The organism is Micrococcus sp. 63XJN7_6_ISO-PGPR-S23-444 (genome assembly GCF_058072765.1).
Genome location: NZ_CM176516.1, coordinates 1,625,242 through 1,646,589, shown reverse-complemented (window position 1 = coordinate 1,646,589; position 21,348 = coordinate 1,625,242). Strand labels below are relative to the sequence as shown.

The 21,348-nt window shown below is 73.3% G+C and carries 18 protein-coding genes; 9 read left to right on the top strand and 9 right to left on the bottom strand.

Features of this window, described 5'->3' with window-relative positions; genetic code table 11:
- Window positions 1-5: 5 nt before the first annotated feature.
- From AC3RJ9_RS07460 to AC3RJ9_RS07440, 5 genes are all read right to left on the bottom strand, one after another.
- Window positions 6-1,643, bottom strand: coding sequence for an alkaline phosphatase D family protein (locus tag AC3RJ9_RS07460; protein WP_489727623.1), 1,638 nt, complete (start codon window positions 1,641-1,643; stop codon window positions 6-8).
- Between the two features lie 110 nt (window positions 1,644-1,753).
- Window positions 1,754-2,926, bottom strand: coding sequence for a cysteine desulfurase family protein (locus AC3RJ9_RS07455; protein WP_041104960.1), 1,173 nt, complete (start codon window positions 2,924-2,926; stop codon window positions 1,754-1,756).
- Entirely contained in the window at window positions 2,923-3,843 is a 921-nt protein-coding gene (gene nadC, locus AC3RJ9_RS07450; protein WP_041104958.1) for a carboxylating nicotinate-nucleotide diphosphorylase, read from the bottom strand. Before nadC ends, AC3RJ9_RS07455 begins: the two co-directional genes overlap by 4 nt.
- Entirely contained in the window at window positions 3,840-5,168 is a 1,329-nt protein-coding gene (nadA, locus tag AC3RJ9_RS07445) for a quinolinate synthase NadA (protein WP_061867051.1), read from the bottom strand. Before nadA ends, nadC begins: the two co-directional genes overlap by 4 nt.
- A 28-nt stretch (window positions 5,169-5,196) precedes the next feature.
- Window positions 5,197-5,931: an NUDIX hydrolase gene (locus AC3RJ9_RS07440; protein WP_041104954.1), complete on the bottom strand. Its 735-nt coding sequence runs from the start codon at window positions 5,929-5,931 to the stop codon at window positions 5,197-5,199.
- 128 nt (window positions 5,932-6,059) lie between these two features.
- On the opposite strand from AC3RJ9_RS07440, the gene AC3RJ9_RS07435 reads away from it, so the two are divergent.
- Window positions 6,060-6,893 (top strand): alpha/beta fold hydrolase, encoded by an 834-nt coding sequence (locus AC3RJ9_RS07435; RefSeq protein WP_041104952.1) that lies wholly within the window; start codon window positions 6,060-6,062, stop codon window positions 6,891-6,893.
- A 126-nt stretch (window positions 6,894-7,019) separates the two neighbouring features.
- Here AC3RJ9_RS07435 and AC3RJ9_RS07430 read toward each other — a convergent pair whose 3' ends face one another.
- Window positions 7,020-7,967 carry a DUF808 domain-containing protein gene (locus tag AC3RJ9_RS07430; RefSeq protein WP_041105414.1) on the bottom strand — a complete coding sequence of 316 codons (948 nt, stop codon included), beginning with the start codon at window positions 7,965-7,967 and terminating at the stop codon, window positions 7,020-7,022.
- A 145-nt stretch (window positions 7,968-8,112) separates the two neighbouring features.
- Complete coding sequence (locus tag AC3RJ9_RS07425) at window positions 8,113-8,631, bottom strand: ferritin (RefSeq protein ID WP_041105037.1); 519 nt, start codon at window positions 8,629-8,631, stop codon at window positions 8,113-8,115.
- Between the two features lie 129 nt (window positions 8,632-8,760).
- Between AC3RJ9_RS07425 and AC3RJ9_RS07420 the strand changes: the two genes are divergently transcribed.
- On the top strand, window positions 8,761-9,300 hold the full coding sequence (locus AC3RJ9_RS07420) for a PACE efflux transporter (protein ID WP_041105039.1): 540 nt from the start codon (window positions 8,761-8,763) through the stop codon (window positions 9,298-9,300).
- 24 nt (window positions 9,301-9,324) lie between these two features.
- Here the strand turns inward: AC3RJ9_RS07420 and AC3RJ9_RS07415 are convergent, their stop codons facing one another.
- A complete protein-coding gene (locus AC3RJ9_RS07415) occupies window positions 9,325-10,227 on the bottom strand; it encodes a patatin-like phospholipase family protein (RefSeq protein ID WP_041105041.1) in 903 nt (300 codons plus the stop codon).
- A gap of 81 nt (window positions 10,228-10,308) precedes the next feature.
- Here AC3RJ9_RS07415 and tpx point away from each other — a divergent pair, with 81 nt between their 5' ends.
- Window positions 10,309-10,809 carry a thiol peroxidase gene (gene tpx, locus AC3RJ9_RS07410; RefSeq protein WP_044659388.1) on the top strand — a complete coding sequence of 167 codons (501 nt, stop codon included), beginning with the start codon at window positions 10,309-10,311 and terminating at the stop codon, window positions 10,807-10,809.
- A gap of 2 nt (window positions 10,810-10,811) precedes the next feature.
- Window positions 10,812-11,993, top strand: a complete 1,182-nt coding sequence (locus AC3RJ9_RS07405; protein ID WP_044659389.1) for a S1C family serine protease — start codon at window positions 10,812-10,814, stop codon at window positions 11,991-11,993.
- Window positions 11,994-12,008: 15 nt separating this feature from the next.
- On the opposite strand, the gene zupT is transcribed toward AC3RJ9_RS07405, so the two are convergent.
- Entirely contained in the window at window positions 12,009-12,797 is a 789-nt protein-coding gene (gene zupT / locus AC3RJ9_RS07400) for a zinc transporter ZupT (RefSeq protein WP_044659390.1), read from the bottom strand.
- Window positions 12,798-12,862: 65 nt separating this feature from the next.
- Here zupT and AC3RJ9_RS07395 point away from each other — a divergent pair, with 65 nt between their 5' ends.
- The 5 genes from AC3RJ9_RS07395 to AC3RJ9_RS07375 all read left to right on the top strand — a co-directional run bounded on the left by AC3RJ9_RS07395 (window position 12,863) and on the right by AC3RJ9_RS07375 (window position 21,205).
- Window positions 12,863-14,341 carry a phytoene desaturase family protein gene (locus AC3RJ9_RS07395; protein WP_044659391.1) on the top strand — a complete coding sequence of 493 codons (1,479 nt, stop codon included), beginning with the start codon at window positions 12,863-12,865 and terminating at the stop codon, window positions 14,339-14,341.
- 251 nt (window positions 14,342-14,592) lie between these two features.
- The gene (locus tag AC3RJ9_RS07390) at window positions 14,593-16,449 is read left to right on the top strand and encodes an ABC transporter family substrate-binding protein (protein ID WP_044659392.1); all 1,857 of its coding nucleotides are present in this window, start codon (window positions 14,593-14,595) and stop codon (window positions 16,447-16,449) included.
- A 162-nt stretch (window positions 16,450-16,611) separates the two neighbouring features.
- Window positions 16,612-18,132, top strand: a complete 1,521-nt coding sequence (locus tag AC3RJ9_RS07385; RefSeq protein WP_044659393.1) for an ABC transporter permease — start codon at window positions 16,612-16,614, stop codon at window positions 18,130-18,132.
- Window positions 18,133-18,137: 5 nt separating this feature from the next.
- Window positions 18,138-19,328, top strand: a complete 1,191-nt coding sequence (locus AC3RJ9_RS07380) for an ABC transporter permease (protein ID WP_123244009.1) — start codon at window positions 18,138-18,140, stop codon at window positions 19,326-19,328.
- Complete coding sequence (locus tag AC3RJ9_RS07375; RefSeq protein ID WP_123244007.1) at window positions 19,325-21,205, top strand: ABC transporter ATP-binding protein; 1,881 nt, start codon at window positions 19,325-19,327, stop codon at window positions 21,203-21,205. The genes AC3RJ9_RS07380 and AC3RJ9_RS07375 overlap by 4 nt, the downstream gene beginning before the upstream one ends.
- Window positions 21,206-21,348: the final 143 nt, after the last annotated feature.

Below are 21,348 nucleotides of genomic sequence, written 5' to 3'. Positions count from 1 at the left end.
GCGGATCAGGCCGCCGTCAGCGTGCGCGAGTAGACCGTCCGGCCGGCGGCGTTGATCAGACGCACCCGGAACTCGCGGCCGTCCTCGGGGATCTCGACGTGGCCGAAGTACTGGTGCTCGCCGGAGCGCGGCGAGCCCATGACCGGCCCGTGCGCCTCGAAGTCCAGGCGCGGGCCGAAGGTGCCGTCCAGCGTGTTCGGGCGGAACGATCCGGCGTTGATGGGGCCGGCCACGAACTCCCAGAACGGCTCGAAGTCGGTGAACGCCGCGCGGTCGGGGGAGTAGTGGTGCGCCGCGCAGTAGTGGACGTCGCCGGTGAGGAACACGACGTTCTTCACGCCGTGGTCCTTGATCGCCTTCAGGAGGCGGGCGATCTCCAGCTCGCGGCCCAGCGGGGCGCCGTCGTCGCCGTTGGACAGGGACTCCTGCCCCGTGCCGTCGGGGACGATCAGGCCCAGAGGCAGGTCGTTGGCGATGACCTTCCACGTGGCGGTCGACGCGCGCAGCCCACGGATGAGCCACTGCAGCTGCTCGTCGCCCAGGATCGGGGTCTCGTGGGTCTCGAGCCCCGGGGTGTTCTCGCCCTTGTGGGTGCGCATGTCCAGGGCGAACACGTCGAGGGTCGCGCCGCGGGGGATCCTGCGGTAGATGCGGGCGGGCTCGAAGCCCGAGCCGCGGCGCAGGGCTGTGGAGTCGGCGATCGGCATGTACTCCTGCCACGCGCGGCGGGCGCGGGCGGCCAGCGTGTCCACGTCACGGACCTGGGTGTAGCGCGGGTCTTCGAGGACCTCACCCGGCCACCAGTTGTTGGTCGTCTCGTGGTCGTCCCACTGGGCGATGACGGGGACGTCCGCGTACAGGGCGCGGAGGTTGTCGTCCATCATGTTGTAGCGGTGGCGGCCGCGGAACTCGTTCAGCGTCTCGGCGACCTTGGACGTCTCCTCCGTGACGAGGTTGCGCCAGGTGGGCTCGCCGGCCACCTCGAGGGTCTCCGGGATGGGGTTGTCCGCGTAGATCGTGTCGCCGGAGTGCAGGAAGAAGTCGGGCATCGTGGCGTGCATCGCCGCGTAGCCGCGCATGCCGCCGATCTCCGGGTTGATGCCGTAGCCCTGCCCCGCGGTGTCCGCGGTCCACACGAAGGACTGGGCGGCGGAGGTCTTCCGGCCGAACCGCGCGCCGGGCGCCGTCGTGAAGCGGGCCACGGCCGACTCGCCCAGGCGGCCGGCCTCGTCCTCGAACGCGTACGTCACCTCGAAGCGGGTGTCGGAGGGCAGCGTGTCCGCGAGGATCTTCGCGGTGTGGTCGGTGGCCCCGTCGACCCAGCCGGAGCGCAGGGTCAGCCCGCGGGCGAAGCGGCCGCGCAGCACCTTCCCGTCCTCGTCGACCGCGCGCAGCGTGGCGTGCAGGCGCGAACGGCCGGACGAGCGCGCCCACAGCACGGCCGAGTTCGAGGTGACGTCGCCGGTGGCGACGCCGGACGGCAGCGTCAGACGGGACGCGACCAGGCCACCGGGGGTGTGGCGGGCCGGACGGGCGGCGGCGGGGCCGGCGAGGGCGGCGGGGGCGAGTACGGCGGCGGACGCCGCGGCGAGCACCGAACGGCGGGAGGCGGAGTGGGACAGGGGTGCGGTGGTCTGCTTCACGGGGCCAGGGTGGGGCACGCAGGCGAGGGACATGTGGCCTCGGGCTGACCCCCGGGTGAACGTCCGACGCCGGCCCCCGGCGGCATCGGGGTCGACCGGCCCGGGGCCGCTCAGCGCAGGGCGGTGACCGTCCGGACGGCGTCGACGATCGCGTCCGCCGCGGCGTCGAGCAGCGGGGCGTCGGCGTCCGGGCCGAACGTGCAGCGCAGGGCCGTGCGGGCCTCGTCCTCGCTGAGGCCCAGCGCGAGCAGGGCCGGGGACGGCTCGGCGTCGTGGGCCGAGCACGCGGACCCCGCCGAGGCCAGCACGCCCCGGCGGGCCGCCTCCTCCAGCACCGACTCGCCGTTCACGCCGGGCAGCACGAACGAGGCGTGACGCGGCAGCCGCCGCGCGGGATGGCCGGTCAGCCGCGCGTCGGGCACGAGCGCCCGGACGCCGTCGAGCACGCGCGCCGCGAACCGGTCCCGCAGCCCGGACCACGCGTCCGCGGCCGCGGTGCGCTCCGCCTCGGCCTCCTCGAAGGCCGCCGCGAACCCGGCGGCACCGGCCACGTTCTGCGTCCCGGACCGCCGGCCCCGCTCCTGGCCGCCACCGGGCACGAGCGGTTCCAGGGCGTGACCCGGGCGCACCCACAGCGCGCCGACCCCCTTGGGCCCGCCGACCTTGTGCCCGGACAGCGCCACGAGATCCGCCCCGAGGGCGCGCACGTCCACCGGGATCTGCCCCGCGGCCTGCACCGCGTCCACGTGCAGCGGCACGCCCGCCTCCCGGGCGACGGCGGCCAGCTCGGCCACCGGCTGCACCGTGCCCACCTCGTTGTGGGCCAGGTGCACGCTGACCAGCGCGGTGTCCGGGCGCAGGCGGGCGGCGAGGTCGTCCGCCGAGGTCAAACCGTCACGGTCCAGCGCGAGGTGCTCGACCTCGACGCCGTGCAGCCGGGCCAGCTGGTCACAGGACTGCCGCACCGCGCTGTGCTCGATCCCCGTGGTCAGCACGTGGCCCGCCGGGCGTCCGGCGAGGATCCGGGCGCGCACCGTGCCGAGCACGGCGAGCGCGTCGGCCTCCGTGCCGCCCGAGGTGAACACGACCTGCCCGGCCCGGGCGCCGATCGCGCGGGCCACCCGCGCGCGGGCGTCCTCGAGCAGGGCCGCCGCCGCCCGGCCGGCCTCGTGCGCCGAGGACGGGTTGCCGTAGACGCCGGTGAGGGCGGGCCACATCGCCTCCAGCGCGCTGCGCCGGACGGGCGCGGTGGCCGCGTGGTCCAGGTCGAGGGTGGTGCTCATCGGCGCGGCGAGCCCTCCTCGACCACGGCGTCCAGGCCCAGGTCCAGGGACTGGACGGTATGGGTCAGTGCTCCCACCGAGATCACGTCCACGCCCGTGGCCGCGATCGCCCCGATCGTCTCGAGGCTCACCCCGCCGGAGGCCTCGACGACGGCGCGGCCCGCCACGAGCTCGACGCCGGCCCGCAGCTCGGCCGGCGAGAAGTTGTCCAGCATGATCGTGTCGACCCCGGCGGCGAGCACCGCCGGGATCTGCTCGAGCCGGTCGACCTCCACCTCCACGTGGGTGGTGTGCGGCAGGCGGGCCATCCCGGCGCGCAGGGCCGCGGTGAGGGCCTCGCCCGGGTCGCCGGCACCGCCGAACCCCAGCGCGGCCAGGTGGTTGTCCTTGAGCATCACGGCATCCGAGAGGCTGAAGCGGTGGTTGTGCCCGCCTCCGTCCCGCACCGCCTGCCGTTCGAGCACGCGCAGACCCGGGGTGGTCTTGCGGGTGTCCACCACCCGCGCGTGCCCGCCGCCGGCGCGCGCGGCGGCCACGTGGGCGGCCGTCGTCGTGGCGATCCCGGACTGCCGTTGGACGAGGTTCAGCGCCACGCGCTCGGCGCGCAGCACCGAGCGGGCGGGGCCCGCGACCTCGGCGACGACGGCGCCGGGGGACAGGTCGGCGCCGTCGGTCAGGTGCAGGGTGACGGACACGGCCGGGTCGACGAGCCGGAAGGCGGCCTCGAGGGCGTTCGTGCCGGAGAGCACCCCGGGCTCGCGGGCCACCACGCGCGCGGTGATCCGGGCCTGCTCCGGGACGAAGGCCTCCGAGGAGACATCACCCCAGGGCGCGTCCTCGGCGAGCGCGGCGGCCACGATCCGCTCCACGTCCGGCTGCGGGGCCGGCGTCGCCGGGGCGCGGTCGGCCGGGGTCACGTCCCGGCCCCGGCGGACTGCGCGGCCGACTGCTTCGGCGCGACGGCCAGCATCCGCTCGAGCGCGGTGCGGGCCGGGTCGGCGACGGACGCGGGCACGGTGATCCGGTTGACCACGCGGCCGGCCACGAGCTCCTCGAGCACCCACGCGAGGTAGCCGGGGTGGATGCGGTACATGGTGGAGCACGGGCAGATCACGGGGTCGAGGCAGAAGATCGTGTGCTCGGGGTGCTGGGCGGCCAGGCGCTGCACGAGGTTGATCTCGGTGCCGATCGCGAAGGTCGAGCCGGCCGGCGCCGCCTGGATCGCCTTGACGATGAAGTCGGTGGACCCGGAGGAGTCCGCGGCCTCCACCACGGGCAGGGGGCACTCGGGGTGCACGATCACCTGGACGTCCGGGTGCTCGGCGCGGGCCTGCTCGATCTGCGCCACGGTGAAGCGGCGGTGCACCGAGCAGAAGCCGTGCCACAGCAGGACCTTCGCGTCCCGCAGGGCGTCCTCGGAGTTCCCGCCCAGCGGCAGGCGGGGGTTCCACGTCGGCATCTGCTCGAGTGGGATCCCCCTGGCGCGGCCCGTGTTCCGGCCCAGGTGCTGGTCCGGGAAGAACAGGACGCGTTGGGCACGCTCGAACGCCCAGTCCAGCACGGCCGAGGCGTTGGAGGACGTGCACACGATGCCGCCGCGCTCGCCGACGAAGCCCTTGAGGGCCGCGGAGGAGTTCATGTAGGTCACGGGCAGCAGGGGCACGCGCCCGTCGTCGTCCGGCTCGGTGCCGTAGACCGCCTCGAGCTGCTCCCACGCGTCCTCGACCGAGTCCAGGTCGGCCATGTCCGCCATGGAGCAGCCGGCGGCGAGGTTGGGCAGGATGACGGCCTGGTCCGGGGTGGAGAGAAGGTCCGCGGTCTCCGCCATGAAGTGCACGCCGCAGAACACGATCGCCTCCGCCTCGGGCCGGCCCTGGGAGGCCCGCGCGAGCTGGAAGGAGTCGCCCACGAAGTCGCCGTGCTGGACGACCTCGTCGCGCTGGTAGAAGTGGCCCAGCACGACGACGCGTTCGCCGAGCGTCTGCCGCGCCGCGCTGATCCGGGCGTGGAGCTCCTCGTCGGAGGCCCGCTGGTACTCCTCGGGGATGCGGCCCTGCACGGGGGCGTCGGCCGGGACGGCGTCGTCCTGCGATGCGCCGGGGCCGTAGGCGGGCAGGCCGGCGTCGAACGCCCAGGGGCCGCGGGTCAGGTCGGGGGAGCACGAGGAGCCGCGCGCGGCGTCCTTGTCGATCAGGGTCAGGGTGCGGGCCACCGAGGCGGTGGTCCCGGTCGGGGTGGTCATGGGTGACTCCTGGGTCGGGGCTGGTGGGTCAGCGGCGGGCGTCCGGCCCGGCGGGATCGGGGTCGGTCCCGGGCCCGGCGGGCCGGTAGCGGTAGAGCTTGGGCGGGCGGTGCGGGGTGCCGCCGCGGACCTCGCCGGTCTCCTCGAGGGCCCCGGCGGCGAGGGTGGCGCGGCGGAAGTTGGCGGCGTCGAGGCCGCGGCCGAGGACGGCCTCGTGCACGGCGCGCAGCTCGGCAAGGGTGAAGGAGGGCCCCAGCAGCGCGTGCCCGACGCCGGCTCGCGGCAGGTCCGCGCGCAGACGCGCCACGGCCGCCGCCAGGATCTGGGCGTGGTCGAACGCCAGCGCGGGCGGCGCGTCGGCCCGGTGCCAGCGCACATGGACCCCGATGGGCAGCCCGGCCACGTCCGGGTCCGGGCGGGACGCCGGGGCGGCGCCGTCGTCGTCCAGGACGGGGCTGAGCGCCCAGTGGGCCACCGTGAGGACGCGTCCGGTGGGGGAACGGTCCACGGCGCCGAACGCCGCCAGCTGCTCGAGGCGACGGACGGGACCGGGCACGCACTCGGCGGCCACGCGTGCGGCGACGTCGGCCAGCTCCTCGTCCGCGCCGAGCCACGCGCCCGGCAGCGCCCACCGGTCCAGGAACGGCTCGCGCATCCGCGGGACGAGGGCGACGCAGAGGCGGGGCACGCCGTGCGGGTCCGGGCGCACGCCGAAGACGGCCGTGGACACGGCGACGCTGACGCGGGCCTCAGCGACGGGCATGGGACCTCCCGGAGTGGACTGGCGGGGCTGTTCTGGTCAGTATGACACTGTTCCCGCCCATCTCAGAGGGTCAAGATGACTGGAAGTCGGGGGAGGCGCCGGTCCGGTCCCGCGCTAGCCTGAGTCGGGTGAACACGACCGCCGCCTCCGCCCTGTCCGACGCACCCCTGGCCTCCACCCGCATCGGGGAGGGCTCGCGCCGCGTCGCGTTCCTGCATGGCCTCATGGGCCGCGGCCGGAACTTCACCGGCCCGGCCAAGGAGCTGGGGGACGACTTCACGGTGGAGCTGATCGATCTGCCGGACCACGGCGCCTCGCCCTGGACGGACCGGGTGGACTACCGCGAGATCGCGGACCGGGTGGCTGCCCACCTGCGGGGCGGTCTCGCCGCCGACGGGCCGGTCCACCTGCTGGGCCACTCGATGGGCGGCAAGGTCGCGATGGTGCTCGCCCTGCGGCACCCGGAGCTCGTGGACCGGCTGATCGTGGAGGACATCTCCCCGCGGCTCTCACCGCAGGCCACGGACGAGTTCGTGCACCTGCTGGGCACCATGCTGCGCATGGACCTGGACGCGTACGACTCGCGGGCCGAGGCCGACGCGGCCATGGCCGAGCACGTCCACGACGCGCGGGTGCGCGGCTTCCTGCTGCAGAACCTGCGGCGCGCGGCCGGCCACTTCGCGTGGCAGCCCAACGTGGCCATGCTCTTCGAGCACCTGCGGGAGATCGGCTCGTTCCCGGACCCGGTGGTCCCCGAGGACCCGGCGCGCGTGTTCGACCATCCGGTCCTGTGGCTGGCCGGCGCCGAGTCGGACTACGTCCAGGACGAGGACGTGCCGCGGATGAAGGAGCTGTTCCCGCGCGTCGTGCGCGTGACCGTCCGTGACGCCGGCCACTGGCTGCACGCCGACCAGCCCGAGGCCTTCGTCTCCGCGGTGCGCACCTTCCTCACCGCCGACTGACGGGGCCCGTCGGGAGACGGAGACAGCGCCGAGGCCCGCAGACGCGCCGCTACGTTCCGTGCGTAGCGGCGCGTCTGCGGGCCTCGGCGTCGGGCGCGGGTGGGAGTAGACCCGTCAGCCGCCGCATCAGTGGGCGGGCGCGGCCTTCTTCCCGCGCAGGCGTCCGACGAGCAGGACCACCCCGAGCGCGACCGAGCCCCAGAGCAGGCCCCACACAGCCGACGTCGCAGTCTCCGTGAGCCAGCCGAGGAACGCGCCGGCGGCGTGTGTGACGGGCTCGACGATCCCGTGCTGCACGGCGTAGGGCCACGGCACGCCCAGTGCGTCCAGCTCCACGAGGGCGATGTGGCCGCCCACCCAGAGCATCGCCACGGTGCCGATGACGGTCACCACGCGCAGCACGTGCGGCATGGCCTTGACCAGCCCGGCGCCGAACGAGCGGCCGCCGGAGGTCGAGGCGTTCTGGTGCAGGTGCAGGCCGACGTCGTCCATCTTCACGATCAGCCCCACGGCCCCATACACGCCCACGGTGATGAGGACGGCCACCACCGCCAGGACCGCCGCCTGCATCCAGAAGCCCAGGTCGGCCACCTCGTTCATGGAGATGACCATGATCTCCAGGGACAGGATGAAGTCCGTGGTGATGGCCCCGCGCACCACGGTGTCCTCGGCCTCCGGACCCCGCTCGACGGCGGGCTCCTCGTCGTCGGCATGCCCGTGGCCGGTGAGCTTGCCCCACACCTTGTGCGCGCCCTCATAGGACAGGTAGGTGCCGCCGGCCAGCAGCAGCCACGGCAGGATCCAGGGGGCGAGCCAGTCGAGCAGCAGCAGGGCGGGCAGGATGAACACGAGCTTGTTGCGCAGGGAGCCCTTGGTGATCCGCCAGATCATCGGCAGCTCGCGGGCCGCGGCTGCGCCGGCCATGTACTGCGGGGTCACCGCGGCGTCGTCGACCACCACACCCGCCGCCTTGGCCGCGGCGCGTCCCGCCCCTGCGGCCACGTCGTCCACGCTCGCGGCGGCGAGGCGGGCGAGGGCGGCGACGTCGTCGAGCAGGGCTACGAGTCCGACCATGGTTCCTCCTGGGGTGGGGCCGACGGGCGCGCCGGTGCGCGGGCAGGGCGCAGGTCGAGCATAGCGGCGGGGACGGACACGCACCGGCCCGGTCCCGTGGGGGACCGGGCCGGTGCGTGCGCGGCCGACGAGGCCGCCGGTGGGCTCAGGCGTCGTTCTCGGTGGTCTCCACGGGACGGGAGCCCAGGCGGCCGTCGATGCGGAGCAGGCCCGAGCCGTCATCGCCGACGAGCTCGAGCTGGCCCACGATCTCGGAGACGGTGGCCTCCTCCTCGATCTGCTCGTCCAGGAACCAGTTCAGCAGCGGGCGCGAGTTGAGGTCGCCCGCGGACTCGGTGGCCCGGTACAGCTCGCGGATCGCCTCGGAGACCTTCTGCTCGTGCGCGAGCGCGGCCCGGAAGATCTCCAGGGCCGACAGGCCGGCCTGCACGGGCGGGGCCGGGATGGCGCCGATCGTCGGGAAGCTGTCCCGGTCGGCGACGTGGTCGATGAACTTGTTCGCGTGGACGATCTCCTCGTCCGCCTGGTGCCGCAGCCACGCGGCCATCCCGGACAGGTCCAGGTCGTCGGCGGCGATCGCGAGCTGGCGGTAGACCATGGACGCCTCGAACTCGAGGGTGATCTGTTCGTTGAACTTCTGCAGCAGGTCATCGGTGAGCTTCATGCCTCGAACTCTAGGCAGGCGGCCGGGGCGCGGTGAAGGCGCGCCCGCCCCTCATCGAGGAGCGACGACGGCGGGCGGCCGGTTCCGCCGGATTCGGCGCCCCGCGGTGCCAGCCCTAGGCTGGGCGCCGTGTCCGAGACCCGCCGCGCCCGCCCGGGCGTCGACCCCGTGTCGACGCCGCCCTCCGACGTGCCGCGGGGCCCGGGGGGCCGGGACGCGCTCGTGCGCCGCCGCGTGTTCCGGACGCCCCTGCTGCGCCGCGTGGTCTACGCGGTGGTCTTCGAGCTGCTCGCCATCCTCTTCACCACCGTGATCCTGGCGGCGCTCGGCAACGGCGGCGGGCCCTCGCTCGCCGTGGCGGTCGTGTCCTCGACCGTGGCCCTGCTGTGGAACATCGTGTTCAACTCGGTGTTCGAGACCCTCGAACGCCGCCTCGGGATCACGGGCCGGCCCTGGTGGGTGCGCGTGGCCCACGCCGTCGGCTTCGAGGGCGGGCTGATCGTGTTCCTCGTGCCCGCGGTGGCGCTGATCCTCGGCATCGGGCTGGGGGAGGCGTTCCTCATCGAGGCCGGCCTGCTCGTGTTCTTCCTCGTCTACGCCGCGGTGTACGCCTATGCGTTCGACTCGGTGTTCGGCCTGCCGGACTCGGCCGCCCGCGCCGAGGCCTGACCCGCCGCTCGGAGCAGGCGCGGCTCAGCGGGACGCCGGCAGCCCCAGGAACGCGCGGATCGCGGGCATCTCGCGGCGCACCTGGTCCAGGCCGAGCTCGTGGGCGGCGGCCAGCTTGGCCACGGACCGCTCGCCGTTGGCGATGGGCATGGTCTCGGGCACGAACAGATAGGCCCGTCCCTGCCGCTCCATCTCGAACAGGCGCTCGCGGGTGGCGTTGTACCGGCGCCAGCGCGTGAGCAGCGCGTCCGCGACGGCGGGGTAGCGCCGGAAGGTGCGCTGATAGAACGAGGGGAACCGCTCGGGCCGCTTCACGTACCCGCGCTCCCGGGTCAGGACCACGAGGACCTTCTCGAACCCCGCGTCCTCCGCCGCGGTCAGCGGGATCCCGCCGTCCACGCCGAGGGCGCCGTCCACGAACACGGTGCCCTCGGCGTGCACGGGGGGCATGAGGACCGGCATCGTGGACGACGCGCGGACGCGGACCATCAGGTCGGTCAGGGTGGTCATGTCGGAGCGGTCCCACCAGCGGGTCTCGCCGCTCGCGGCGTCGAACCCGCCCAGCACGAGCCGGGCGGGGTTCGCGCGGAACGTGGCGAAGTCGTAGGGCAGGTCCGCCTCGGGCAGGCCGGCGTGCTCGTAGATGTACTCGGCGTTGAACAGGCCCTTGCCGCGCACGAAGCTCAGCCAGTTGCCGAACCGAGGATCGTCGGCGAAGTCCACGAACGAGCGCCGCGCACGGGCCGGGTCGCGGGACAGGTAGTTCACGGCGTTGGACGAGCCCGCCGAGATGCCGGCCACGAAGTCCACGTGGATCCGCTCGCGCAGCAGTTCCGCCACCACGGCCGAGGTGAGCGCGGCGCGCATGCCCCCGCCCTCGAACAGCAGGGCCGTGTCGGTGACGTTGGACGTCATGGGCTCGGTCATGGTCGGTCCCTCCGTGTTCGCCGTCCGCCGAGCCGGGCGGGGAGTGCTCCCGTCCGGCCGCGCCCATCCTAGGCTGTCCCCATGGCGACGACCCACATGAAGAGCACCCCCGTCCACACCGTCGGTGAGCTGCCCCAGGTGGGTTCCCCCGCCCCCGACTTCACCCTCACCGGGGCGGACCTGTCCCCGGTGACCCTGCGGGAGCTGCGCGGCCGCCGCGTGATCCTGAACATCTTCCCGTCCCTGGACACCGGCGTGTGCGCCGCCTCCGTCCGCGAGTTCGACTCCCGCGTCGCGGACCTCGGGGACACCACCGTCGTGGCCGTGTCCGCGGACCTGCCGTTCGCCGCCGCGCGCTTCTGCTCGGTCGAGGGCATCGACCACGTCCGCAGCGGCTCTGTGTTCCGCTCGTCGTTCGGCGGCGACTACGGCGTGCGCATGACCGACGGTCCGCTCGAGGGCCTGCTGGCCCGCGCCGTCGTCGTGGTCGATGCCGACGGCGTGGTCCGTCATGCCCAGCTCGTCCCCGAGATCTCCGAGGAGCCGGACTACGAGGCCGCCCTGGCGGCCGCCCGGGGCTGAGCGTGACGCCGCCGGGCTGGCCGCCGCGCGCACGACGCTCGCCCCTGGCGTTCGTCATCGCGCTGTTCGGCGTGCTCGGGGCGCTGGTCCTGGCGGGGGGCCTCACCGCGCTCCTCGCCGGCCGGATGGTCGACGTCGCCGCGGACTCCGCCCCGACCGTGCCCGCCGCCGAGGCCCCGGCACGGGAGGCGGGCGAGCTCGCGGCGGGCCTGACCCACGTCCACGACGGCGTGACGGTGGACTGGTCCGCATCGGCCCACGACGGCTCGTCCCTGGACCCGGGCCAGCCGGTCGCGGACGCCCCGGGCATCCTCCTCGTGGAGACCGCCCTCGGCGCCCGCACCGGCACGGGGACCGGCATGGTGCTCTCCCCGGACGGGCTGGCGGTGACCAACTACCACGTGGTCGAGGACTCCTCGGAGGTGCACGTGGTGGTCGCGGACACCGGCGCGCGGCACACGGCCACGGTGCTCGGGCGCGATGCCGAGCACGACATCGCGGTGCTCGACGTCGAGGGCGTCTCAGACCTGCCGGTGGCCAGCGTCTCGCTGGACCCGGTGCGGCGCGGGGACCAGGTGGCCGCCGTCGGCAACGGCGGAGGCCAGGGTTATCTGACGGCCGTGCGCGGCACCGTGCTCGGCACGGACCGCTCGATCATGGCCGCGGCCGAGGGCACCGATCAGTACGCGCGCCTGTCCGGCCTGATCCAGACGGACGCGGACGTCGTGCCCGGCTACTCCGGCGGCCCGGTGGTGGACGACGCCGGCCAGGTGGTCGGCGTGACCGTGGCAGCCAGCGACGGGACCACCGCAGACGAGGTGGACGGCTTCGCGATCCCGCTGGAGGTGGCCTTCGACGTGGCGGACCAGGTCCTCTCGGGCGAGGAGACGGACACCGTGAGCATCGGTGCGGACGGCGCCCTGGGCATCATGGTCGGCGCGGATCCCGACGTCGGCGTCGTGGTCATGCAGGTGGACGCGGGCTCCGCCGCCGAGCAGATCGGCCTGGTCGAGGGCGATGTCATCCTCGAGATCGAGGGGCGGACCGTCGGCGACGACGCCTCCCGGATGTCCCGCCTGGTCAACGACCACAACGTGGGGGACCGGATCACCGTCCAGTGGCGCACCGCCGACGGCGAGGTGCGCGAGGCCGAGGCGGTCCTGCAGCCGGCCCTCGTGAACTGACCGGCCCCCCGGCGCTCAGGAGAGCAGGTCCAGTGAGAGGGCCATCGCGGCCACGCCCAGCAGCACGCCGCCCAGCGCCGCGGCGCGGCCCCCGGCCGCCCGGGCGGCGGGCAGCAGCGCGTCGAGGCTCACGGTCACCATCACGCCCGCCACGGCCGCGAAGACGGCGGCCAGGAGCGCGGGTGTGAGGAACGGGGCCAGCAGCAGCCAGCCGATCAGCGCGCCCAGCGGCTCCGCGATCCCCGTGAACGCGGCCCACGCGAAGGCCTTGCGCCGCGATCCGGTGGCCTGCCGCACGGGCACGGCTACGGCCACGCCCTCGGGAACGTTGTGCACGGCCATCGCGACGGCCAGCGCGAGGCCCACCGACGGATCCTGCAGGGTGCCGGCGAAGGTGACGAAGCCCTCCGGCAGATTGTGCAGGCCGATCGCCAGGGCCGTCACCGTGCCCAGGCGCAGCATCCGCCGCCGGTCCAGGCCGGCCGGGTCGTCGACGTCGCCCGGCATCTCCGAGACGGGGTCGGGGACGGCGCGCTCGAGCAGCACGTAGGAGCCTGCGCCGAGGATCAGGGCGGCCACCGCGACGGCGGTCGCCGCGGGGCCGACCGCCCCGCCCAGCCCCTCGACGGCGGCCGGCAGCATCTCCAGGAAGGAGACCGCGAGCATGACGCCCGCGGCGAGGCCGAGGGCGGCCCCCAGCCCGCGGCCCGAGGGCGCGCGTCCGACGATCGCCAGGACGCCGCCCAGCACCGTGGCCAGCCCGGCGAACGTCGTGAGAGCGAGCGCGGTCCAGAACGGGTCCACGGGGGAGGGCCTCCTGACGGGCGGCGGGCGGGGTGCGACCATCCTAGGGACTACAGGAGGAGACCATGACCGAAACCGCCACCGGCCCCGGATTCGCCCTGCCCCGGGGCGTCGAGCCGGGCCGCGCCGTCGTCGTGGGCGCCGGACCCAACGGCCTGACCGCCGCCGCCCTGCTGGCCCGCGAGGGCTGGGAGGTGGACGTGTTCGAGCGGGCCCCGGTGCCCGGCGGCGCGTGCGCGTCCGCGCCGGTGCTGGGGGAGGGGACCGTGGTGGACCTCGGGGCGGCGGGCCATCCGTTCGGCGTCGCCAGCCCCGTGTTCCGGGAGCTGGGGCTGACGGACCACGGGCTCGCCTGGCTGCACCCGGCCGTGCCGATGGGACATCCGCTGCCGGACGGGCCGGCCGCCCTCCTGCACCGGGACCTCGAGGCCACCGCCGTGGGTCTCGGCGTCGACGCGCGGGCCTGGCGGGCCGTGCACGGGGCCCTGGTCGACCACGTCGACGAGATCCTGGCGGGCGCGCTCGGCCCGGTGTTGCGACCCCCGCCCCATCCGGTGGCGATGGCCCGCTTCGGCCTGCGCGCCCCGTGGCCGGCCGATCTGCTGGGCCGGGCGATGTTCCGCACGGCGGCCGCTTGCGCCCTGTTCACGGGCTCGGCGGCCCACGCGATCCTGCCCTCGAGCCGGCCCCTGACGGCGGCGTTCGGTGCGCTCTTCGGCGCGCTCGGGATGAGCTCGGGCTGGCCGGTGGCGCGCGGCGGGTCGGGGGCGATCGTCGAGTCGCTCGTGGCGGTGCTGCGGGCGCACGGCGGGCGGCTGCACCTGGGCCACGAGGTCACGGACCTGCGCGCGCTGCCCGCCGCGGACGCCGTCGTGCTGGACCTGACCCCGCGCCAGGTGCTGCGCGTCGCCGGCACGGGCCTGCCGCCGCGCTACGCCGCGGCCCTGCGCCGGTGGCGCCCCGGGCCGTCCGTGTCCAAGGTCGACTTCCTGCTCGACGGGCCGATCCCGTGGCGCGACGCCCGGCTCGCGGGCGCGGGGACGGTGCATCTGGGCGGGACCGCCGCCGAGATCCGGCGGGCCGAGGACGACGTCGCGGCCGGCCGGATGCCGGCGCGGCCCTTCGTCATGCTCTGTCAGCAGCAGGCGGCGGACCCCACACGGGCCACCGGGCCCGCCCGGGGGCACACGGTCGTCTGGTCCTACGCCCATGTGCCCCACGGCCACCCCGGCGACGTCCGTCCGCTGATCGAGGCGGAGGTGGAGCGGCACGCACCCGGCTTCCGGGACCGGATCCAGGCCGCGGTCGCGATGCGCCCGGCCGACCTGGAGGTGTGGAACCCGAACCTCGTGGGCGGCGACATCGCGGGGGGATCGCTCGCGGGAGCGCGCGCGCTCCTGCGCCCCACTGCGTCGCCCCGGCCGCACCGGGCGGGCCGGGCCGGGCTGTATCTGGCCTCCGCCTCCACCCCGCCGGGCGCCGGCGTCCATGGCATGGGCGGGGCGTGGGCCGTGCGGACTCTGTTGGCGGACCGTCGTCGCTGACCGCGCCGCCGCCCGGGCGGAGCGGCGCCGTGCCGGGGTCTGCCGGGGTGTCGGCGACCGCTGTGCGCCACGGCTGAGACTGATCCGGATCCGGACTTTCGCGAATCGGAATGTGCCCGCTACAGTGTGGTTCATCTCACGGAACGTCCCGTCTCGGCGGAACGGCCCGGGGGTCGTCTCGCACCATCGGATCCCCACAGGGATGCGGGCGCGCGACGTCCTTGCACCTCTCATGAACGGAAGCACCTTCCATGAAGTACACGAAGCTCTCCGCTGCCGCGGCCCTGGCCGCCGGCTCGGCCCTCATCCTCTCCGCGTGCGCCCCGGGCGGCGGCAACGCAGGCGAATCCAGCAACGGCTCCGGCGCCAGCCAGGGCGGCGACTCGGGCGCCGGCAACGTCATCGAAGGGGACAAGGGCCAGAAGCTCACCGCCGAGGCCTCCGGGCCGGAGATGGCCGACCTGGGCGACGTCAAGACCCAGGACGGCTCCATCGCCTACTCGGTGGGCGCCGACGACTTCCTGTCCTACAACGGCCTGCAGTCGAACACGTACACCACGTACAACTCGGCCGTCGCGGACCGCATGTTCTCGTCCTTCTGGTACTTCGGCACCGACGGCTCGATCATCCCGAACGAGGACTTCGGCACGTACGAGAAGACCTCGGACGACCCGCTGACCGTGAAGTACACCATCAGCGACGACGCCAAGTGGTCCGACGGCACCCCCGTCACCGCCGGCGACTTCATCGTGCACTGGGCCGCGAACAACGACACGGTCAAGGCCGAGGGTTCCGAGACCCCGCTGTTCGACTCGATCTCCTTCGAGCAGGGCAAGTACATCCCGGAGGCGCCCGAGGGCGAGGCCGACGGCAAGGAGTTCACCGTCACCTACCCGGAGCCCTACGCGGACTGGGAGATCCTCATCAGCACCGCGCTGCCGGCGCACATCGTCGCCAAGGAGGCGGGCATGAGCTTCGAGGAGCTCGTCACCGCTGCGAAGGAGAAGGACGTCGAGGCGCTCACCCCGGCGGCCGAGTTCTGGAACGACGGCTGGGACTTCAGCCCCGGCGAGCTGCCGGACGCCTCGCTGGTGCCCTCCATGGGCCCCTACAAGTTCAAGGACGGCGGCTGGCAGGCCGGCCAGTCCATCACTCTCGAGGCCAACCCTGAGTACTGGGGCACCCCGCCGGCCACCAAGGAGCTCGTCCTCCGCTTCGCCGACCCGAAGACCCACGTGCAGGCCCTGCAGAACGGCGACCTCGACGTCATCGAGCCGCAGGCCACCGTGGACACCCTCCAGCAGCTCGAGGGCCTCGGCGAGGACGTCAACGTCCAGACCGGTGACCAGCTGACCTGGGAGCACGTGGACTACAACCGCGGCGAGGGCTCCGTCTTCGCGGACTCCCCGGAGCTGCGCGAGGCCTTCGCCCTCTGCCTGCCCCGCCAGCAGATCGTGGACAACCTGATCAAGCCGATCTATGCGGACGCCCAGGTCATGAACCTGCGCGAGGTCTTCCCCTTCCAGGACAAGTACCAGGAGGTCGTGGACGAGGCCTACCCGAAGGAGATGGACGAGCCGAACATCGAGAAGGCGAAGGAGCTCGTCGAGAAGTCGGGCGTCTCCACGCCCACGGTCCGCCTCGGCTACCAGGCGGGCAACCAGCGTCGCACCGAGACCGTCGCGCTCATCAAGAGCTCCTGCGACCAGGCCGGCTTCGACGTGCAGGACGCCAACTCGCCGGTGTTCTTCAAGGAGGTCATGCCGGCCGGTGACTACGACGCCGCCCTCTACGCCTGGGCCGGCTCGGGCCAGAAGGCCTCCGGCGCGAACATCTACCAGTCGGACGGCGCTCAGAACCAGCAGAGCTACAACAACCCCGAGGTGGACGCGGCCTGGGACAAGCTCGCCACCTCGCTGGACGAGAACGAGCAGCTCGAGCAGGTCAAGACCATCGAGAAGCTGCTCTGGGAGGACTTCCAGGCCATCCCGCTGTACGCTCACCCGGGTCTGGTCGGCCACAAGGCCGACGTCGCCAACGTGCGCGACACCGCCGCCCAGTCGGGTGCGCTGTGGAACGTGGAGCAGTGGGTCCGCGTCCAGGAGTGACGCCCCGCTGACCTCTGACCCGGCGGTCCGCCTCCCGCGGACCGCCGGCGTCGGGATCGAGGACAGAGCCCGGCCGGGCACCGGCCGGGCTCTGGCCGTGAACCGCGGCGAACCCGCACCCCTCCCTTTCCCTTGCACTCGCACGGAAGGTCACCCCCTGTTGTGCTGAAATTCATCCTCAAGCGCCTCGGCAGCTCCCTCCTGGTGCTGTTCGGCGCGTCGATCCTGCTCTTCTTCCTCGTGGCCCACTCGGGTGACCCCCTCCAGGACCTGCGAGAGTCACAGAACCCCAACCGCGAGACCCTCATCGCCGCCCGCACCGAATTCATGGGGCTGGACCAGCCCTGGTACGCCCGGTACTGGGACTGGCTCCAGGGCATCGGCGGCTGCGTCACCGGTCAGTGCGACCTCGGCCTCAGCCGGAACGGTCAGTCCGTCGGTGACCTGCTGAGCAACGCCGCGGCCTCCACGCTGCGCCTCGTGGTGCTCGCGACCGTCCTGGCGATCATCATCGGCATCGCGATCGGCATCGTCACCGCGATCCGCCAGTACTCCGGCCTCGACTACGTGGTCACGTTCCTGATCTTCCTCTTCTTCTCGCTGCCCGTGTTCTGGGCGGCCGTGCTCCTGAAGGAGTACATGGGGATCCGGTTCAACGACTGGATCCGCAGCCCCGAGCTGAACTGGCCCCTCCTCATCGGGGTCGCCGTCCTCGCGGGCCTGGTCCTGCAGGCCGTCATGGCGGGCGACCTCAAGCGGCGCGCCTTCACGTTCGGCGCCACCGCCGCGTTCATCCTGCTCGCCGGCTGGGTGCTGTTCGCCGTCGACTTCTGGCGGCATCCGCAGATGGGCCCGGTCGTGCAGCTGGTCATCGGCCTGGCCGCCGCCGTCGGCGCCACCGCGGTGATCTCCGGTCTGCGCAACCGATCGGTCCTCAAGGCCGCCCTGGTCACGGCCGCGATCGGCCTCGTCTCCTACTACGCCACCTACAGCCTGCTGTGGCGGACGCCGTCCGCGCTGCTGCTGGCCGGCCTCGGCGTCATCCTCGTGCTGGTGGCCATCCTGGTGGGCCGCCTGCTCGGCGGCTTCTCCAAGGGCTCGGCCGTGTCCGCCTCGCTGGTGACCGCCCTGATCATGGGCGTGGCGATCGTGGCGGAGCACCTGATGAACTACTGGCCGACCTTCCTGAAGGTCAAGCCGCGCCCGATCTCCACGATCGGCTCGGGCACCCCGAACCTGGACGCCCACTTCTGGGTGGTGTTCCTGGACCGCGGTGCGCAGCTGCTGCTGCCCACCATCCTGCTGACCATCATCTCGGTGGCCACGTACTCGCGGTATACGCGCTCCTCCATGCTCGAGGTCTCGCGCCAGGACTACATCCGCACCGCGCGCGCCAAGGGCCTGCCGGAGCGCCAGGTGATCCTGAAGCATGCGTTCCGCAACTCCCTGATCCCCATCACCACGATCATGGCCTTCGACTTCGCCGGCCTGATCGGCGGCGCCGTGATCACGGAGCAGGTGTTCGGCTGGAAGGGGATGGGCGAGCTGTTCGCCACCGGCCTGCGCGACGTGGACCCCATGCCCGTGATGGCGTTCTTCCTCGTGACGGGCACCGCCGCCGTGCTGATGAACCTCGTGGCGGACGTGCTCTACGCCGTCCTCGACCCCCGGATTCGAGTGTGAGCCAGATGACCACCAACAACTCCTCGACGACGGGCGCGCAGCTCGACGAGAAGCAGATCTTCGACCTCGCGGAGGCGGAGGACGCCAAGCTCCGCGCCAAGGCCGGGAAGTCCTACTCCCAGGGTGCCCTGGTCCGCAAGCGGTTCTTCCGCCACAAGGCGGCGATGATCTCCCTGATCGTGCTGGTCTTCATCACGCTGATGGCGTTCTCCTCCATCGGCTTCGCCGGCATCCCCGGCTGGTGGGACAAGTCCTACACGGCCGCGGCGTCCGTGGTGAACGGCGGTCGCCCGACGCTCTCGGTCGTGCCGCAGGCCTTCGGGGGCGAGGGCATCCGCTGGGGCGAGCATCCCTTCGGCCAGGACACCACGGGCAAGGACTACTTCGCCCTCGTGATGCGCGGGACCCAGCAGTCCATGATCATCGCGGCCATCGTGGGCCTGCTCTCCACCGTGATCGGCGCGGTCGTCGGCGCCGTGTCCGGCTACTTCGGCGGCTGGGTCGACTCCGTGCTGATGCGCCTGACCGACCTGATCATCGTCATCCCGCTGCTCGTGCTCGCCGCGGTGCTCGGCCAGATGGCCAGCGGCATGAAGATGGGCATCCTCCCGCTCGCGGTGGTGCTCGGCCTCGTGTCCTGGACGTCCCTGGCCCGCCTCGTGCGCGGCGAGGTCCTGTCCCTGCGCGAGAAGGAGTTCGTGGCGGCCGCCGTCGCCATGGGCGCCAAGCCGGGCCGCCTGATCTTCAAGCACCTGCTGCCCAACACGATCGGCGTGATCGTCGTGAACGCGACGTTCGCCATCGCGGGCGCGGTGCTGCTGGAGACCTCGCTGTCCTTCCTCGGCTTCGGCGTGAAGGCGCCGGACTCGTCCCTGGGCCTGCTCATCTCCGACTATCAGAACGCGTTCACCACCCGTCCGTGGCTGTTCTGGTGGCCCGGCATGATCATCCTCGCGATCGCCCTGTCCGTGAACTTCCTCGGCGACGGCCTGCGCGACGCCTTCGACCCGCGCCAGGGCGCGGGCGCCCACCGCAGGCCCCGCTTCTTCGGCCGCCGCGCGGCCGCCACCGAGGCCGGTGCGACGACGGCGGGCGGTCTGGCCGCGGCCCCGACGGCCGGTCGGATCGAGGCCCCCGTGGAGGAGGCCGGCGGATCCGCACGGATCTCCGACGCGGACGAGGACGGTCAGCGATGAGCGCGAACGACAAGAAAGGCCGATCCATGTTCGGCAAGAAGAACCAGAACGACGTGACCGCCGGCGGGCAGGGCTCGCACGCGGCGTCGTCGGCCGACCTCGAGGCGCGCGGCGCCGCCGTGCCCGGCTCCTCCGGCGCCGGTGGCGTGCCCCCGGGCCCCGCGACGAGCGCGATGGGCGTCGTGGCCCGCCACGACGACCTGGGCGGCGAGCCGGTGCTGGCCTTCCGCGACGTGGACGTGAAGTTCGCGACCGAGTTCGGCGAGGTGCACGCGGTCAAGGGCGTGACGTTCGACGTCAAGCCCGGCGAGGTCGTCGCCCTCGTGGGCGAGTCCGGCTCCGGCAAGTCCGTCACGAGCGCCACCGCCATGGGCCTGCTCCCGGGCAATGCGGACATCACCGGCTCCGTGCAGCTGGCCGGCCGCGAGGTGCTCACCATGACCCCGGGGCAGCTGCGCGACATCCGCGGCGACGAGGTGGCGATGGTGTTCCAGGAGCCCATGACGGCTCTGAACCCCGTCCTCACCGTGGGCGACCAGCTCACGGAGGCCCTCGAGCTGCACGGCATCGCCTACGGCACCGAGGCGGACAAGCGCGCCGTCGAGCTGCTCACCATGGTGGGCATCCCCGACGCCGCCACCCGGCTCAAGCAGTACCCCCACCAGTTCTCGGGCGGCCAGCGCCAGCGCATCGTCATCGCGATGGCGATCAGCTGCTCGCCGAAGGTGATCATCGCGGACGAGCCCACCACGGCGCTCGACGTGACGGTCCAGGCCGAGATCCTGGAGCTGCTGCGCTCCCTGAAGAACAAGATGAACACCGGCATCCTGCTCATCACGCACAACATGGGCGTGGTGGCGGACATGGCGGACCGCGTGTGCGTGATGCTCCACGGCGAGCTCGTGGAGCAGGGCTCGGTGCACCAGGTGCTCCAGCACGCCCAGCACCCGTACACCCAGAAGCTGCTCTCGGCGGTGCCGCGCCTCGGCGAGCCGCTCGAGGTGGCGGAGCCGGAGCCGGTCACGGCCACGCAGACGCAGGCCCGGTACGCGATCGAGGCGGAGAACCTCCACCTCGAGTACGACCACCGCGGCAAGAAGAACCGTGTGGTCCACGACGTCAGCTTCCAGGTGGCCCCGGGGGAGATCCTGGGCCTGGTGGGCGAGTCCGGCTCGGGCAAGTCCACCATCGCCAAGTCGGTGCTCGGCCTGCTCACCATCGCGGAGGGCTCGCTGCGCATCCAGGGCCACGACCTGGCGACGATGCCCAGGGCCGAGCAGCGCGCCCTGCGCAAGAACATCGGCGTGGTCTTCCAGGATCCGGCGGCCTCGCTGGACCCGCGGTTCCCGATCGGCGACATCATCACCGAGCCGATGGTCGTGCACAAGGTGGGGGACCGGCGCTCGCGCCTGGCCCGCGCCGAGGAGCTGCTGGACGCGGTGCGTCTGCCGCGCTCCGTGGTGAACCGGTACCCGCACGAGCTCTCCGGCGGTCAGCGCCAGCGCATCTCGATCGCCCGCGCCCTGACCCTGGACCCCCAGGTGCTCATCGCGGACGAGCCGACCTCGGCCCTGGACGTGTCCGTCCAGGCCGCCGTGCTGGACATGTTCGCGGAGCTGCAGCAGCGCTACGAGTTCGCGTGCCTGTTCGTGTCCCACGACCTCGCGGTGGTGGACATGCTGGCCCACAAGGTGCTCGTCCTCAAGGACGGCCGCCAGGTGGAGCAGGGCCCCACGGAGGAGGTGCTCCACCGTCCGAAGGAGGAGTACACCCGTCGCCTCCTGGCGGCGGCGCCCGTGCCGGACCCGGACCAGCAGGCGGAGCGTCGCCAGGAGCGCCGCGAGTTCCTCGCCTCCCTCGGCGAGGGCGTCTACTGACCGCGCGGGTCGGCGGCGGGCGCGTCCCGCCGCCGGCCCCGGGCCCACCGGCCCACCTGTCCACGGCGGCCCCTGCGCGTACAATCGCACGGGGGCCGCCGTCGTCGTGCGCCTCCACCCCTTTGATGTCAAACCGGACAGGA